11 protein-coding genes are annotated in these 17000 nt (G+C 66.3%); 10 read left to right on the forward strand and 1 reads right to left on the reverse strand.

The annotated features are described in order from the left end of the window. Positions 1–42: 42 nt before the first annotated feature. From CPH63_RS22080 to CPH63_RS05335, 8 genes are all read left to right on the forward strand, one after another. Positions 43–1383: a DUF6801 domain-containing protein gene (locus CPH63_RS22080; protein WP_157749298.1), complete on the forward strand. Its 1341-nt coding sequence runs from the start codon at positions 43–45 to the stop codon at positions 1381–1383. 353 nt (positions 1384–1736) lie between these two features. After that, the gene (locus CPH63_RS05295; RefSeq protein WP_157749299.1) at positions 1737–3113 is read left to right on the forward strand and encodes a DUF6801 domain-containing protein; all 1377 of its coding nucleotides are present in this window, start codon (positions 1737–1739) and stop codon (positions 3111–3113) included. A 383-nt stretch (positions 3114–3496) separates the two neighbouring features. Further along, a complete protein-coding gene (locus CPH63_RS22715; protein WP_197704585.1) occupies positions 3497–5074 on the forward strand; it encodes a DUF6801 domain-containing protein in 1578 nt (525 codons plus the stop codon). Between the two features lie 351 nt (positions 5075–5425). Next, positions 5426–6835, forward strand: coding sequence for a DUF6801 domain-containing protein (locus CPH63_RS22085; RefSeq protein ID WP_157749300.1), 1410 nt, complete (start codon positions 5426–5428; stop codon positions 6833–6835). A gap of 291 nt (positions 6836–7126) precedes the next feature. Continuing rightward, positions 7127–8758: a DUF6801 domain-containing protein gene (locus CPH63_RS22720; protein ID WP_197704586.1), complete on the forward strand. Its 1632-nt coding sequence runs from the start codon at positions 7127–7129 to the stop codon at positions 8756–8758. A gap of 234 nt (positions 8759–8992) precedes the next feature. Next, positions 8993–11572, forward strand: coding sequence for an ATP-dependent chaperone ClpB (gene clpB / locus CPH63_RS05325; protein ID WP_096301891.1), 2580 nt, complete (start codon positions 8993–8995; stop codon positions 11570–11572). A 278-nt stretch (positions 11573–11850) separates the two neighbouring features. Further along, the gene (locus CPH63_RS22725; RefSeq protein ID WP_197704587.1) at positions 11851–13431 is read left to right on the forward strand and encodes a DUF6801 domain-containing protein; all 1581 of its coding nucleotides are present in this window, start codon (positions 11851–11853) and stop codon (positions 13429–13431) included. A gap of 209 nt (positions 13432–13640) precedes the next feature. Then, the gene (locus tag CPH63_RS05335; protein ID WP_096301892.1) at positions 13641–14630 is read left to right on the forward strand and encodes an RDD family protein; all 990 of its coding nucleotides are present in this window, start codon (positions 13641–13643) and stop codon (positions 14628–14630) included. Positions 14631–14686: 56 nt separating this feature from the next. Here CPH63_RS05335 and CPH63_RS05340 read toward each other — a convergent pair whose 3' ends face one another. Beyond that, the gene (locus CPH63_RS05340) at positions 14687–15211 is read right to left on the reverse strand and encodes a DUF4190 domain-containing protein (RefSeq protein ID WP_096301893.1); all 525 of its coding nucleotides are present in this window, start codon (positions 15209–15211) and stop codon (positions 14687–14689) included. Between the two features lie 215 nt (positions 15212–15426). Between CPH63_RS05340 and CPH63_RS05345 the strand changes: the two genes are divergently transcribed. Together CPH63_RS05345 and CPH63_RS05350 are read left to right on the forward strand one after the other, a co-directional pair. Next, entirely contained in the window at positions 15427–16227 is an 801-nt protein-coding gene (locus tag CPH63_RS05345) for a hypothetical protein (RefSeq protein WP_157749301.1), read from the forward strand. A 3-nt stretch (positions 16228–16230) separates the two neighbouring features. Beyond that, a complete protein-coding gene (locus CPH63_RS05350; protein ID WP_096301895.1) occupies positions 16231–16998 on the forward strand; it encodes an SDR family oxidoreductase in 768 nt (255 codons plus the stop codon). Positions 16999–17000: the final 2 nt, after the last annotated feature.

The following is a 17000-nucleotide window of genomic DNA, read 5'->3' on the forward strand; positions in this document are numbered from 1 at the left end:
CGCACGCTTATGCGTCGAAGAGCCATTAAGTCAGTTGCGGGGGTGACTGTCGTCGGGCTTGCCGCAGGCGTCACGGCCGCACTCATGGGCGGTGGATCGGCCGCTTCGGCCGCCACCATCAACGCCACCATCAACACCACCTGCACGATTCCGGTCGCTGGGGCCGAGGAGTATGCAGCCAACATCAGCGCCACGATCCCTGACACCGCCAAGGTTGGTGACTCGGTAACGCTGCAGAACTTCAAGATCAGCATCCTGCTGAACGTCGCCACCACCGACGCCCTCCAGATCCTGGGTGCTACCACCCTCGAGGGCTCGATCACCGCCGGCGCCACGCTGACCAACGCGTCCCCGTCGAACCTCTCCATCACGGCCACCGTTCCGGTCACGGCCGTTCCGCAGGACCAGGACGCGAACGGTGACGGCCCGGCCTTCACCATCACGGCCACCGGCCCGTCGCCGACAGCCACGCTGACGTCCGCCGGCACCGCCACCCTGACGGCCACCACGGTCGCCGCGGTCTTCAACCCGAAGAACGCCGCTGGTACGAGCGTCCTGCCGGTTGCCAAGCAGAACATCCCTTGCACCTTCGACAGCGGACAGAGCCTCGTCCTCGGCTCGATCCCGGTCGCGGCTGCCGCCACGCCGACCCCGGTCCCGGTGACGCCGAAGCCGACTCCGGTCGTCACCCCGGCTCCGACGCCGGTCGCCACCCCGGTTCCGACTCCGGTCGTCACACCGAAGCCGACTCCGGTCGTCACCCCGGCTCCGACGCCGGTTCCGACTCCGGTCGTCACGCCGAAGCCGACCCCGGTCGTCACTCCGGCTCCGACTCCGGCTCCGACGCCGGGTGGCGGCACGCTGACCCACATCAACTTCACCGCGAACGGCACGATCGGTCTTCCGACGATCAGCGGTTCCGGCAAGGTTGGACCGGGTCTCGTCTCGACGGACGTCAACCTCAAGGGTGGCACCTTCACCGGTACCACGACCCTGCCTGACATCACCATCAACGGCAGCCTCGCCGGCTTCATCCCGCTGACGATCGTCTCGTCCTTCACCCAGCTCGGCCCGCTGACCGGCCAGCTCGCACCTGGTGCGACTGACCTGACGGCCGACCTGAAGGCGAACCTCGGCGTCAAGTCCGTCAAGGCCCTCGGCATCCTGCCGCTGACCTCGGGCAACTGCACCACCGCGTCGCCGGTGAGCATCCACCTCGCGTCCAACGGCAAGGGCCAGTTCAGCCCCTTCACCGGTGGCACCGTGAGCAGCACCTTCGCGATCGGCAAGCTGGCCAACTGTGGTCTGCTCACCGACATCCTGAACGGGATCTTCCCGGGTAACGCCAACACCCTCACGCTGAACCTGGTCACCCAGGACTGAGTGGGTCCCCGCAAGACACCAGCAAGGCAGTAACAAGTAGTTCGTAACACAGCTAGGCCAACGTGGCCGGCACCAGGACCAGGTCCTCGGTGTCGGCCACGTTGCGTTGTGGGGCCTGCTCGTGTGACCTTCCTCGTGTGACCTTCCTCGCGTGACGCTGCGTACCGACAAAAATAACCTTGTGCAGGCAAAGGTTTACTGGTTGTTCGCTGCTGGAAAAAGAATTAAGAAATACTTCATTTCAATTTGTGAGGGTGGGCACACGGCCGTAGCTTCTCCCTAGGCCGCATGGAGCGGCAGAGCAGCGGGTCAGCCCCAGCATCCCGACTGCTCGGCATTCAAAGGAGAGAACCATGGAACGTCCGCTACTGCGGCGAAGGTTGATCAAGTCGGTATCCGGTGTTGCCGCCGTGGCTGTCGTGGGCGGCCTGGCAACAGCGCTGCTCGGCGGTGGCTCGGCGATGGCGTCATCGATCAGCGCCACTCTGAACACCACCTGCACGATTCCGGTCGCCGGCGCCGAGAAGTACTCAGCCGTCGTCAAGGCGACCGTCCCGGACAGTGCCAAGGTCGGTGACACCGTGCAGCTGCAGAACTTCTCGATCAGCATCCTGCTGAACGTCGCGACCACCGACGCGCTGCAGATCCTCGGTGCGAAGACGCTCGAGGGCTCGATCACCGCCGGTGCCTCGCTCACCAACGCCTCGCCCTCGACGCTCTCCATCACCGCCGCCGTCCCGGTCACCGCCGTCCCGCAGACGACGGACGCCAATGGCGACGGGCCGGCCTTCACCATCACCGCCACCGGTGTCTCGCCGACCGCCACCATGACGTCGGCCGGCACGGCCAAGCTGTCTGCCACCACCGTGAACGCCGTCTTCAACCCGAAGAACGCGGCCGGCACGAGCGTCCTGCCGGCAGCCAAGCAGACCATCCCGTGCTCCTTCGACGCCGGGGACAACCTGCTCCTCGGCTCGATTCCGGTCACCGCCGGTACCGCTGCCACGCCGGTTCCGACTCCGGTTCCGACGGCCACGCCGAAGCCGGTTGCTACTCCGGTTCCGACCGCGACGCCGAAGCCGGTTGCTACTCCGGTTCCGACGGCCACGCCGAAGCCGGTTGCTACTCCGGTTCCGACGGCCACGCCGAAGCCGGTTGCCACTCCGGTTCCGACGGCCGTTCCGACTCCCGCCCCGGTCTCGACGATCACGCACATCAACTTCGCCGCGAACGGCACGATCGGCCTGCCGACGGTCAAGGGCTCGGGCAAGGTCGGTCCGGGTCTCGTCTCGACTGACGTCAACCTCAAGGGTGGAACCTTCACCGGCACCACGACCCTGCCGAACATGAACATCAGCGGAACCGTCTTCGGCTTCGTCCCGCTGACCATGGTGGCCTCGTTCAACCAGGTCGGTACCCTCACCGGCAAGCTCGCCGCCGGTGCGACTGACCTCACCGCGGACCTCAAGGCCAACATCGGAGTCCTCTCCGTCAAGGCCGCCGGCATCCTGCCGCTGACCGTCAGCAGCTGCCACACCGCGGCGCCGGTGAGCATTCACCTCGCCTCCAACGGCAAGGGCCAGTTCAGCCCCTTCACCGGTGGAACCGTGAGCAGCACCTTCGCCATCGGCAACCTCGCCGACTGCGGTGCCCTGACCGGCCTCCTGAACGGGATCTTCCCGGGCAACGCCAACACCCTGTCGCTGAACCTGGTCGCCCAGGACAGTTAATACATAGCAAGACCAATAGTTCGCTAGCCAACGTGGCCGGCGTCGGGACTCAGGTCCTCGGCGCCGGCCACGCTGCGTTGCGGCCGTTGGGAGGGCAGGCGGCGGCCAGTGGATCGAGCCGGTGCGGCGAGGTCGAGGACTGTGACGAGACGTACCGATAAAAATAACCTTGTGCAGGCAACGGTTTACTGGTTGTGGGCGCTATTCGTGGAAAAAAGAAATACTGCATTTCAATTTGTGGGGTCCTTCACCCGGCAGTAAATTCTGTGTAGGCCGCATGGAGCGGCAGAGCGATCGACGACCCCCAGCGTCCGGTCAGCTCTAACACTCGGAGGAGATCCCCCATGGAACGACCGCTACTTCGGCGAAGGTTGATCAAGTCAGTGTCCGGCGTTGCCGCCGTCGGACTGGTAGGCGGCTTGGCGACGGCTCTCATGGGTGGCGGCTCGGCGTCGGCCACGACGATCAGCGCCACGCTCAACACGACTTGCACGATTCCGGTTGCCGGCGCCGAGGAGTACTCAGCCGTCGTCAAGGCGACCGTCCCGGACAGCGCCAAGGTCGGTGACAAGGTGCAGCTGCAGAACTTCTCGATCAGCATCCTGCTGAACGTCGCGACCACCGACGCGCTGCAGATTCTCGGGGCCACGACCCTCGAGGGTTCGATCACCGCGGGTGCGTCGCTCACCAATGCATCGCCCTCGGCGCTCTCCATCACCGCCGCCGTCCCGGTCACCGCTGTCCCACAGACGGTGGACAAGAACGGTGACGGGCCGGCGTTCACCATCACCGCCACCGGTGTCTCGCCGACCGCCACCATGACGTCGGTCGGCACGGCGAAGCTGACGGCGACCACGGTGAACGCGGTCTTCAACCCGAAGAACGCAGCCGGGACGAGCGTGCTCCCAGCGGCCAAGCAGACCATCCCGTGCTCCTTCGACGCCGGGGACAACCTGGTGCTCGGATCGATCCCAGTGAGTGCAGCGGCCACCCCGGTCCCGACTCCGGTTCCGACCGCTGTTCCGACGCCGAAGCCGACGGCTGTGCCGACTCCGGTTCCGACGGCTGTGCCGACTCCGGTTCCGACGGCCGTGCCGACGCCGGTTCCGACGCCGAAGCCGACGCCGGTTCCGACGCCGGTCCCGACCGCCGTCCCGACCCCGGTCCCGACCGCCGTCCCGACCCCGGTCCCGACCGCCGTCCCGACCCCGGTCCCGACCCCGGTCCCGACCGCCGTGCCGACTCCGGTCCCGACCGCCGTCCCGACCCCGGTTCCGACCGCTGTTCCGACGCCGAAGCCGACCGCTGTTCCGACGCCGGTCCCGACGGCAGTACCGACGCCGAAGCCGACGGCTGTGCCGACGCCGGTTCCGACCGCCGTTCCGACGCCGGCTGCTACTCCGGCCCCGACCCCGGCGCCGACCCCGGCCAGCACCGTGACGCACATCAACTTCGCGGCGAACGGGACGATCAGCCTTCCGACCGTCAATGGTTCGGCCAAGGTCGGCCCCGGGCTCGTCTCGACTGATGTGAACCTGAAGGGCGGCACCTTCACCGGCACCACGACGCTGCCGAACATGAATGTCAGTGGGAGCCTCTTCGGATTCATCCCGCTCAGCATGGTCGCGTCCTTCAACCAGGTCGGTCCGCTCTCCGGCCAGCTGGCCAAGGGAGCAACCGACCTGACCGCCGACCTCCAGGCCAACATCGGCGTCGTTTCGGTCAAGGCTCTGGGGATCCTCCCGCTCACCTCTTCGGGCTGCCGCACGGCATCGCCGGTGAGCATCCACCTCGCCTCCAACGGCAAGGGCCAGTTCAGCCCCTTCACCGGAGGCAACGTCTCCGCGAAGTTCGCGATCGGCAACCTCACCGACTGCGGTGCCCTCACCGCGATCCTCAACGCGATCTTCCCGGGCAGCAACAACACCATCTCGCTGACCCTGGTCACCAAGGACAGCTAATCGGGTAACAAGTACAGCTAGCGCCTAGCGGCCGGCATCTCGGAGGAATCCGGATGCCGGCCGCTTTGCTATATCCCGACCCGAAATCCCCCGCGCGAAAACTAGTACCTGGTACTGAAGTGGGCGTCTTGTCACTGCATAGCCGAGTTGTGCGACCTGTGCGAGTTGTACAGTCTCGGTGAAGTTTTACGATTTACCGCGAAATGTCTTGTGACGAGCATTACTACGGAGTAACTTTCGGCCCGTGCCGCAACGGGCGGCCCGGTGAGCAGCCACCTTGGCCGGCTCATTGCGTCATAGGGGAGTCCAGCCAAGATGGAAACTAAAAAGAGAAGACGACTGATCCAGTCGGTGTCAGGCGTCGCAGCCGTAGGGCTTGTCGCCGGATTGGCGACCACGCTCGTCGGGGGCACAGCCGCCTCCGCGCAGTCATTCAACGTGCAGCTGGCCGCAAACTGCACCATCCCGGTGGCCGGGGCCGAGGTGTACCAGGCCACCCTGAGCGCGACCCTTCCTGATCAGATCCACGTCGGGGACACCCTTGGCCTCGGAGACCCGAAGATCAGCATCCTGCTGAACACCGCCACCACTGACGCCTTGCAGATCCTCGGTGCGACCACCCTGCAGGGAACGATCACCGCGTCGGCGCACGTGACCAACGTCGACAAGCCCGACCAGTCGATCACCGCCGAGGTTGCTCCGACTGCCGTGCCGCAGGAAGTGGACGCAAACGGTGACGGGCCGCCCTTCACGATCAGCGCCTCGGCCGTCTCGCCGACCGCGACGGTGACATCGCCGGGCGTCGCCACCCTGACGGCGACCACCGTCAGCGCAGTCTTCGACCCGAAGAACGCCGCCGGCACCAGCGTGCTCCCGGTCGCCAAGCGGAACATTCCGTGCACCTTCGTCGCGGGTCAGGACCTGACCCTCGGATCGGTCACGATCCTGCCGGCCGACACCCCGGCCCCGACTCCGGCCCCGACTCCGGTGGCAACTCCGGTTCCGACCCCGGTTCCGACTCCGGTGGCAACTCCGGTTCCGACCCCGGTTCCGACTCCGGTCGCAACGCCTGTCCCGACTCCGGTGGCGACGCCGAAGCCGACCCCGGTTCCCACCCCGGTGGCAACCCCGGTTCCCACCCCGGTCGCGACACCCGTCCCCACCCCGGTGGCGACTCCGGTTCCGACACCCGTGGTTACCCCCGCGCCGACTCCGGTCGTCACGCCCGCTCCGAGCCTGACGCACCTCGACTTCGACGCCAACGGGACGATCACCCTGCCGACGATCAACGGCAAGGGCAAGGTTGGACCGGGTCTGGTCTCGACCGACGTCAACCTCAAGAACGGGACGTTCACCGGCACCACGACGCTGCCCGACATCACGGTCAACGGCAGCCTCTTCGGGTTCATCCCGCTGACCACGGTCGCCTCGTTCACCGAGATCGGCCCGCTGAGCGGCCAGCTCGCCAAGGGAGCAACCGATCTGGTGGCGGATCTCAAGGCGAACATCGGAGTCAAGTCCGTGAAGGCTCTGGGCATCCTGCCGCTGACTTCAGGTAGCTGCCACACCGCCTCGCCGGTGAGCATTCACCTGGCCTCCAATGGCAAGGGTGAGTTCAGTCCGTTCGAAGGGGGCACCGTCACCTCCACCTTCGCGATCGGAAGCCTGACCGACTGTGGCCTTCTCACCGGGATCCTGAACGTGATCTTCCCGGGACCGAACAACAGCCTCTCGCTGAACCTGGTCACCAAGGACAGCTAGTGCGATTAGCGGCAAAACCCACCAGTTAGGCCTCGGCGCCCGCGGAGAACCCGCGGGCGCCGAGTGTTTACGTACCGATGGGTACGTTTTTCGCCCGGATCCACCGCCAAATGTGACCGTCTGAGAGGGCGTGATCGCTCGGGGTGATGAATCGCTCAATTACCCGTCGTAATCGTCTTCGGAACCTTGTGATCTGCCTTACCCGGCAGTAGCTTTCGAGGGGGACCGCACGGGGCGGTCTGGGTTTGGGTGGAGCAGCGCCCGCCTGCTGGTGGAATAAAGGAGCTAAACATGCAACAACCGCTTATGCGGCGAAGATTGATCAAGTCTGTAGCGGGGGTAACCGCACTCGGTCTGGTGTCCGGCGTGACGATCGCACTGGTCGGTGGCGGTTCGGCCGCCTCGGCACTTGCCATTAACGCCGTCGTCCCGACCACCTGCACCATTCCGGTCGCAGGTGCTGAGGACTACGCAGCCAAGATCACCGCCACGGTGCCGGACGGCGCCAAGGTCGGCGACACCGTGCAGCTGCAGAACTTCGCGATCACCATCACGCTGAACGTAGCCACGACTGACGCGCTGCAGATCCTGGGCGCGACCACTCTCGAGGGCTCCATCACCGCTGGTGCGACCCTCTCCAACGCATCACCGTCTGACCTGGGGATAACTGCGACCGTTCCGGTCACTCAGGTTCCGCAGACGCAGGACGCGAACGGCGATGGTCCGGAGTTCGACATCGTCGCCACCGGTCCGTCGCCTTCGGCGACTCTGACCACGGCCGGGACCGCGGTGCTTACCGCGACGACGGTCGCTGCGGTCTTCAACCCGAAGAACGCAGCGGGCACCAGCGTTCTGCCGGTTGCCAAGCAGAACATCCCTTGCAAGTTCGACGCCGGTGACAACCTGGTGCTGGCCTCGATTCCCGTGAGCCCGGCTGACACGCCGACCCCGGTGCCGACTCCGGTTCCGACCGCCGTTCCGACTCCGGTTCCGACCGCTGTTCCGACTCCGGTTCCGACCGCCGTTCCGACTCCGGTTCCGACCGCTGTCCCGACTCCGGTTCCGACCGCTGTCCCGACTCCGGTTCCGACCGCTGTCCCGACTCCGGTTCCGACCGCTGTCCCGACTCCGGTCCCGACCGCTGTCCCGACTCCGGTCCCGACCGCCGTTCCGACTCCGGTCCCGACCGCCGTTCCGACTCCGGTTCCGACCGCTGTCCCGACTCCGAAGCCGACCACGGCTCCGACTCCGGTCCCGACTCCGGTTCCGACCGCTGTCCCGACTCCGAAGCCGACCACGGCTCCGACTCCGGTCCCGACTCCGGTTCCGACCGCTGTCCCGACTCCGAAGCCGACCACGGCTCCGACCCCGGCTCCGACCGCCACTCCGGCTCCGAACCTGACGCACATCGATTTCAGTGCCACGGGCACGATCGGTCTGCCGACGGTGAATGGGACGGGCAAGGTTGGTCCGGGGACGATCTCGACGGATGTCAACCTCAAGGGTGGTTCGTTCACCGGTACGTCCTCGATTCCGGACATCACGGTGAATGCGTCGCTGTTCGGGTTCATCCCGACGACGATCGTGTCGTCGTTCACGCAGGTGGGTCTGCTCACGGGGCAGCTGGCTGCGGGTGCGACGGATGTGACGGCGGATCTGAAGGCCAACCTCGGCGTCAAGTCGGTCAAGGCCCTCGGTGTGCTGCCGCTGACCTCAGGTAACTGCACGACCGCGTCGCCGGTCAGCATTCACCTGGCCTCCAACGGAAAGGGCGAGTTCAGCCCGTTCACCGGTGGCACCCTCAGCAGCAAGTTCGCCATCGGCAAGCTCGCCAACTGCGGCGCGCTGACCGATCTGCTCAACGCGATCTTCCCGGGCAACGCCAACACCCTCACGCTGAACTTGGTCACCAAGGACAGCTGAGTACCGCCGGCTAGATCAGTGCGGTTGCACTAAGAGCTGCACGAAACGCACGAACCGCTAGGCCAACACGGCCGGCACCCGATTGACTGGGTGTCGGCCGTGTTGCGTTTTCCCGGACACACACGTCCTTCAAATTCAAACTTGAGTGGAATAGGCTCAACTTGGAGTAGGTTTCATTTACCGTGGCGCTCCCGCGCTGCACCCCCGAAATCGTCATTCAGGAGACACCTCAGAATGGATCTCACCACCAGAAGCCAGCAGGCCGTCTCGTCTGCCGTGAAGTCAGCGGCTGAGCGCGGCAACCCGGCGGTCGAGCCGGCGCATCTCGCGCTCGCCCTCATCGAGGACGGCGAGGGACTGACCCGACCGCTCATCACAGCCGTTGGAGCCGACCCGACGCGTCTCAATGGTGAGGTGCTGTCGATTGTCGAGACGCTGCCAGCTGCCTCAGGCCCCGCAGTGGGTGCACCGCAGGCCTCGCGGGCGCTGCTGGCGGTGCTCAATGCGGCCGAGCGGGCCGCCGTCGACCGCGACGACGAGTTCGTCTCCACTGAACATCTGCTCATCGCCTTAGCCACCGTGGGTGGCGTGCTCAGCCAACTGCTCGCCCGCAATGGAGTCACCGCGACCGGCCTCGCCGACGCGCTCACGGCGGTGCGTGGGTCGGCTCGAGTCACCAGTGCCGACCCGGAGGGGACCTTTCAGGCGCTGGCCAAGTACAGCATCGACCTCACCGAACAGGCCCGAGAGGGAGCGATCGACCCGGTCATCGGGCGAGACGTCGAGATCCGCCGATTGATTCAGGTCCTCTCGCGGCGCACGAAGAACAATCCGGTCCTGATCGGCGAACCCGGCGTCGGAAAGACGGCCGTGGTCGAGGGATTGGCTCAGCGAATTGTGGCCGGCGACGTGCCGGAGTCGCTGCGTGGACGGCGGCTGATGTCACTCGACCTGGCATCGATGGTTGCCGGCGCCAAGTACCGGGGCGAGTTCGAGGAGCGCCTGAAGGCCGTACTGAATGAGATCAAGGACGCCGGTGGCCAGATCATCACCTTCATCGACGAGCTGCACACAGTGGTCGGAGCCGGTGCCGGCGGCGACGGGGCGATGGACGCCGGGAACATGCTCAAGCCGATGCTGGCTCGCGGCGAGTTGCATCTCGTCGGAGCTACCACGCTGGACGAGTACCGCGAGTACATCGAGAAGGATCCGGCGCTGGAGCGACGGTTTCAGCAGGTGCTGGTCGGTGAGCCTTCGGTAGAGGACACCATCGCGATCCTGCGCGGATTGAAGGGACGTTACGAGGCCCACCACCGCATCGACATCAGCGACTCCGCGCTGGTCGCCGCGGCCACCCTCTCTGATCGCTACATCACGTCGCGATTCCTCCCGGACAAGGCGATCGACCTTGTCGACGAGGCCGGGTCCCGGCTGCGCATGGAGATCGACTCGCGCCCAGTCGAGATCGACGAACTGCAGCGCGCGGTGGATCGTCTGCAGATGGAGGAGTTGGCGCTCACCCATGAGACCGATCCGGCGTCGGTTGAGCGGCTGGAGAACCTGCGCGCCGAGCGGGCCGATCTCAGCGAGAAGCTGGATGCCCTGAATGCCCGCTGGGAGCGGGAGAAGGCCGGGCTGAATCGGGTTGGGGAGCTGAAGGAGCGTCTCGATGACCTGCGTGGGCAGGCTGAACGAGCCCAACGCGATGGTGACCTGGAGGTCGCGTCGCGACTGCAGTACGGCGAGATACCTCCGCTGGAGCGCGAACTGGAGATCGCGAGCAGCGCCGAGAGCGACACCCTGGTCGACGTGATGGTGAAGGAGCAGGTGAGCGCCGACGACATCGCCGAGGTGGTCGCCAGCTGGACCGGCATTCCGGCCGGCCGGCTGCTGGAGGGGGAGTCGAGCAAACTGCTGCGGATGGAGACCGAACTCGGTCGCCGCGTCGTCGGTCAGGAGGAGGCCGTCCGCGCGGTCTCGGATGCGGTTCGCCGGTCCCGGGCCGGGATCTCCGATCCGGATCGTCCGGCCGGCTCGTTCCTCTTCCTCGGCCCGACCGGCGTCGGCAAGACAGAGCTGGCCAAGGCCCTGGCCGACTTCCTCTTCGACGACGAGCGGGCGATGATCCGCATCGACATGAGCGAGTACGCCGAGAAGCACTCGGTGGCCCGGCTCATCGGTGCGCCACCTGGATACGTCGGTTACGACGAGGGCGGGCAGCTCTCTGAGGCGGTTCGGCGCCGTCCCTACTCCGTCGTCCTCTTCGACGAGGTGGAGAAGGCGCACCCGGACGTCTTCGACGTATTCCTGCAGATCCTGGACGACGGCCGTCTCACCGACGGACAGGGCCGCACGATCGACTTCCGCAATACGATCCTGGTCCTCACGTCCAATCTCGGCTCGCAGGCCCTAGTGGATGACCTGCCGCAGAGTCTGCGGAAGGAGGCGGTCCTGGCAATCGTTCGTGATCACTTCAAGCCGGAGTTCCTGAACCGCCTCGACGAGATCATCGTCTTCTCCTCGCTCTCGATTGAGCAGTTGGCCCACATCGTCGACATTCAGATCGCCGCCCTGGCCGATCGCCTGGCCGGGCGGAGATTGCGCCTGCAGGTCGACGCCGCGGCCCGCGAGTGGCTCGCGCTCAACGGATTCGATCCGCTCTACGGTGCCCGTCCGCTGCGGCGCTTGGTGCAGACCGCGATCGGGGACCAACTGGCCCGGGCGATCCTGGCCGGCGAGGTGCTTGACGGCCAGACCGTCAACGTGGCGTTGGCACCCGATGGAACAGCGTTGACGGTGGCTGCGGCGGCGTGAAACACGCTCGTTGGCTAAAGCGATTACTGACCGTACCTTTACGGAGCGAATTTGTTGGTAAAACTTGCGGATGGGTTCTTGCTGTCTGAGTTACCGCAAAGTAGCTTCGAGTGAGGAACGCCAATGTCGTGACGCCACTCACTAAATCGGTTCGGCCTCTGCAGTAAGGCAGGGGCCGTAGCCGAGTTGGTGTGCCGGCCACGACCAGGGCGTTGCACAGAGACGCTGGCGTCGGGGCACATCGTCTGGGCGCATAGCTCAATCGAGGGGAGAACGAGATGCATCAACCGCTTATGCGGCGAAAAAGCGTCCGAGCAGTGGCTGGGGCCACCGCCTTCGGGCTAGCGGCCGGATTCACGGCCATCCTGTCTGGCGGAGGGGGCGCCGCGTCAGCGGCCACGCTGACCAAGACGATCAACACCACCTGCACGATTCCGGTCGCCGGGGCTGAGGAGTACTCAGCCAACATCAGCGCGACGATCCCGGACAGTGCGGTCGTAGGTGACTCGGTCACGCTGCAGAACTTCAAAATCAGCATCCTGCTGAACGTCGCGACGACGGACGCGCTGCAGATCCTGGGGGCCACCACGCTGCAGGGCACCATTACGGCCGGCGCAACCCTCACCAACGCGACGCCGAGTGACCTTGGCATCACCGCCACCGTGCCGACGACCGCCGTTCCGCAGACGCAGGACGCCAACGGAGACGGCCCGCCGTTCAGCATCACCGCCACCGGTCCTTCGCCGACGGCGGTTCTCACGTCGCCCGGTACGGCGACTCTCACCGCCACCACCGTTGCCGCGTTCTTCGACCCGAAGAACGCAGCTGGCACGAGCGTCCTGCCGGCGGCCAAGCGCAACATTCCCTGCACCTTCGACGCTGGGCAGAGCCTAGTGCTCGGCTCCATCCCGGTGACGGCTCCGACTCCGGTTCCGACTCCGGTCCCGACGGCTGTTCCGACTCCGGTTCCGACTCCGGTTCCGACGGCTGTTCCGACTCCGGTTCCGACTCCGGTTCCGACGGCTGTCCCGACGCCGGTCCCGACGGCTGTTCCGACGCCGGTCCCGACCGCTGTTCCGACCCCGGTTCCGACCGCTGTTCCGACGCCGGTCCCGACCGCTGTCCCGACGCCGGTCCCGACCGCTGTCCCGACGCCGGTCCCGACCGCTGTCCCGACGCCGGTCCCGACGGCTGTTCCGACGCCGGTCCCGACCGCTGTTCCGACGCCGGTCCCGACCGCTGTTCCGACGCCGGTCCCGACCGCTGTCCCGACGCCGGTCCCGACCGCTGTCCCGACGCCGGTCCCGACCGCTGTCCCGACGCCGGTCCCGACGGCTGTTCCGACGCCGGTCCCGACGGCTGTTCCGACGCCTGCACCGGCTGGTCACCATGACTTCACCTTCACTGGCTCGGCCAGTGCGGCTGGTCTGACCATCGGGTTCGGTCCGGGCAAGGCCAGCGTTGACGTCTCCGGCACCGGAGCCGTCACCGGTACCGCTTCGATTCCAACGAAGACGGTGACGGTCTACCTCTACGGCTGGGTCCCGGTCACGATCAAGGTCGCGATCACGCCTGGCCCGGTCAGTGGAACCTTCACTGGCGGAAAGTGGGCCTTCTCGGTACCGGTGAGCGTGTCGATCCCATCGGCGAGTCTCTTCGGAGTCATCCCGCTCATCCCGGCCGGTACGGCCGTCTCCACTGTCTCGCCGTCGACACTGGCGCTGACTCAGGGGTCCGGTCTGAACTTCACTGGCAGCCTCAAGCTGTCGAAGTTCAAGAACGCCGGGGCGGCAGCGCCGATCTTCGACCTGATCAGCGGAACTCCGATCAAGGTCTCCGTCGCACTGAGCCCGAAATAGCGGTAACAAAGGCAATAAATAGCTAGTTATCACCGGCCGCAGCCGGCGGAGTTGGAGAGCGATCTCCGACTCCGTCGGCTGCGGCTTTTACATGGAGTTCTCACGAACAACACCGGATGCCCTTGGTTTCTGGACCTGCTAACGGCAGAATCCGGGACGAAACGCGACCGGCACCAGCTGCTCAATTCATCAATGAGGGGATAGAAGTTATGACGAACTGGAACCCGGGTCCGCCCGAAGAGGATCCCCAGAGCCAGCCGCCGGCCGGGGGTCCCGCTGACCCCAACTACGATCAGCCGGCCCAGGATCCTTACGGGGCGCCGCCCACACCGCCAGCGGCGCCGCCCGCACCGCCGGTTCAGCCGCCGAACCCGTACGGGGAGCCGCCGCAGCAGCCATATGCGCCGCCACCGCCAGTGCAGCCGCCGAATCCCTATGGTCAGCCGCCGCAGCAGCCGTATGGTCAGCCGCCGCAGAACCCGTATGGTCAGCCGGCCCAGCAGCCGAATCCTTATGGTCAGCCGCCGCAGCAGCCGTATGGTCAGCCGCCGCAGAACCCGTATGGCCAGCCGGCCCAGCAGCCGTACGGTCAGCAGCCCTACGGTCAGCAGCCCTACGGCCAGGCGCCGGCTTACGGTGCGCCGTCGCCCGGGTACAGCGGCTACGCGCCGGTCGTTCAGGCCGGCGCCGCGATGGTCGACCTCCCCAACGTCGGTCCGGTTAAGGTAGCCACGGTCGGGCAGCGCTTTCTGGCCCGGTTGATCGACGGCGTCATCTATCTGGTCGTCTTCTTCATCCTCTTCGCCCTCGGCATTGGAAGCGTCAGCAGCTCGACGCACCAGGTCTGTGACACCAATGGGTTCTGCTACGACAAGACCACGACCGCCGGACTGGGTGGGTTCTTCGTCTCGATGGCGATCTTCTTCGTCTTCGCCTTCCTCTACGAATGGCTCTTCATCGGGCTCAAAGGGCAGACCCTGGGGAAGATGGCGATGGGCGTGAAGGTGCTGCGTCAGGACAACGGCGATATTCCCGGCCTCGGGAAGGCCTTCCTACGCCAGCTGATCCCAGGCGTCTCCAGTGCCGTCTGCACACTGCTGGGGATCCTGATGTACGTCTCGGTCTTCTTTGACAACACCGGTCGCAACCAGACCTGGTATGACAAGGCGGCGACGACTCAGGTCATCTATCTGAAGTAGCCGGATGGGCGCACTCCGACTGGGGTGCGCCCATGCAGCCGTACAAGCCAGGGGCGCTAGTTGTCGACGCAGTTGTAGTAGCTGTCAGAGCCGCGACCGAAATCGCTAGCGCACCGGTGCTGGTCGGAGATGACGACAACCGCGGCCACCGTCACCGCCGCCATGGCCAGCGTGCCCAGGATCGCCGTCACGATGCCGCCGATGGCCAGCCCACGCCCGGTGCCGTTCTGCTTCGAACGGCGCAGGCCGATGATGGAGAAGACGAACGCCGGGACGAGCGCGAACAGGTCGAAGACGCTGAAGATCGCCCCTGGAATTGAGACGATCCCGAACACCAGGCCGACGATGGCCATGCCGTTGCTCTGCGGGACCGGGCGCGGGTAGGCGCCATACGGCGGTGGCGGGTAGGCCGCTCCCGGGGGGTACCGCACCCCCGGCGGATATGGCGGCGGCGGACCGTAGGCCGGCACCGTGGAACCTGGCGTTACCGGGCCGTGCGCTACCGGGCCGGGCGTCACCGGGCCGGACGCAGGCGGCCCGTAGTTCGGGTCGAACGGGTCGACATTGCCTGGGGTGCTCATGGTGCTCCGTTGCGGGCGAAGGACAACGCGGCCAAATGCTGGCCGGCGGTGACGAGCTGATGGATGAGAAAGGCGACTGTATCGCCTGGGGTGCGAATTCAGTCCGGGGCTGCTTCGACCCGGGTCCGCCCCGAGTGGGCTAGGCGGAATCGGCGAAGCGATTCGGTCGCCTCAGACGGGTCCTCGACCACGGTCAGCCAACGTAGACTTGCCCGGTGACTCAGACAAGAAGCAAAGTGCCCGGCCCAGCCACACCGGACCCGAAGGCTGCTCCGGACACGATCAAGTACGCCTTCTGGTCCCTCGTCGCCAGCGGGATCTTCCTCGTCATCGGCGCCCTGCTTCGGTTCGGATTCACTGCCGAGATCACCAAGCAGCTGATCGACGCGAACAACCGCGCGAAGACGCCCAAGTCACCTTACGGGCCGGCCGAGATCGCCCATGACCTGCACACGGTTCGGGTCACCGGCATCATCCAGCAGACGATGTTCGCGGTGCTCTTCGTCGTCCTCGGCCTGCAGCTGATGAAGGGGAAGGGCTGGGCCCGCTGGATCATCATCGTGCTCGCCGTGCTCACTCAGATCCCGCTCTACGTCGTCTCGATCGCCGGTCACGGCAGCGTGCTGATCCGGGCCGCCTCCTTCATCACCGGCGCCACCTTCATCGTCGCCCTCGCGCTCATCTTCATCCCGATACCGAGCCGCCGTTTCTTCGCGGCCAACCGCCCGGTACGTGACCCGAACCAGGCGCCGGCCGTCGGCCTGAGCAGCCTCTTCGCCCCGCGCCGACCGCGTTCACCGGCTCCGGCGGCCGTCACCACGTCCGGCGAGAACGGCGGCAAGGTCACGCTCACCAAGAAGGGCACTTCCACCGCGGCAACGGCGTCAGCGGAATCGGTATCAGCGTCGGTTGAGACCAACGTCTCCAAGGCGCGTCCGAAGTCGAAGTCGCGGGTTGCCGAGAAGCCTGTCCAGTCCTCGGCCACCGTCAATCGCGGCAAGACCAAGGGCAGGTAGCGGGTGCCCACCGCGCTCGTCACCGGAGCGTCGGCCGGCCTCGGCGCCTGCTTCGCGCGAGCGCTGGCCGCCGAGGGCAGCGACGTGGTGCTGGTCGCTCGCGACACGGCCCGCCTGCTCACCACCAAGGTCGCTCTCGAGGAGCGCTTCGGGATCCAGGCCGAGGTGCTCTCCGCCGATCTCGGAACCGACGCCGGCGGTGCCGCGGTGGCCGCCCGGCTGGCCAGTGCCGACGCTCCCATCGACACCTTGATCAACAATGCGGGCATCGGGCTATATCAGCAGTTTCTCGAGGCTCCGCTGGCCGACGAGGAGCGGATGCTCGACCTGAACGTCCGCGCGGTCTTGCGCCTGAGCCACGCCGCGGCCGAGGCGATGCTGGCCCGCGGTGGCGGCCTGATCGTGAACGTCTCCTCCGTTGCCGGCTTCCTGCCCCGCGGCGCGGTCGCCACCTATTCGGCGAGCAAGGCGTGGGTGACGATGTTCAGCGAGGCACTGGCCGTCCAATACGCGGGCACCGACCTGCACGTCACCTCGATCTGCCCCGGCTTCACGCACACCGAGTTCCACCAGCGGGCCGACGCCGACATGTCGGGGGTGCCGAAGTGGATGTGGCTGGAGGCGGACGAGGTGGTGCGCGACGGTCTGGCCGATGCCCGAAAAGGTAAGGCGATCAGCGTGCCGAACGCCAAGTACAAGGTGCTGGTCGGCGCCTCGCGGGCGATTCCCCGACCACTGCTTCGCAAGGTGATGGGACGAGGCGGCCTGTGAGT

Origin of the sequence: Jatrophihabitans sp. GAS493 (assembly GCF_900230215.1) — a bacterium.
Classification (GTDB): Bacteria; Actinomycetota; Actinomycetes; order Mycobacteriales; family Jatrophihabitantaceae; genus MT45.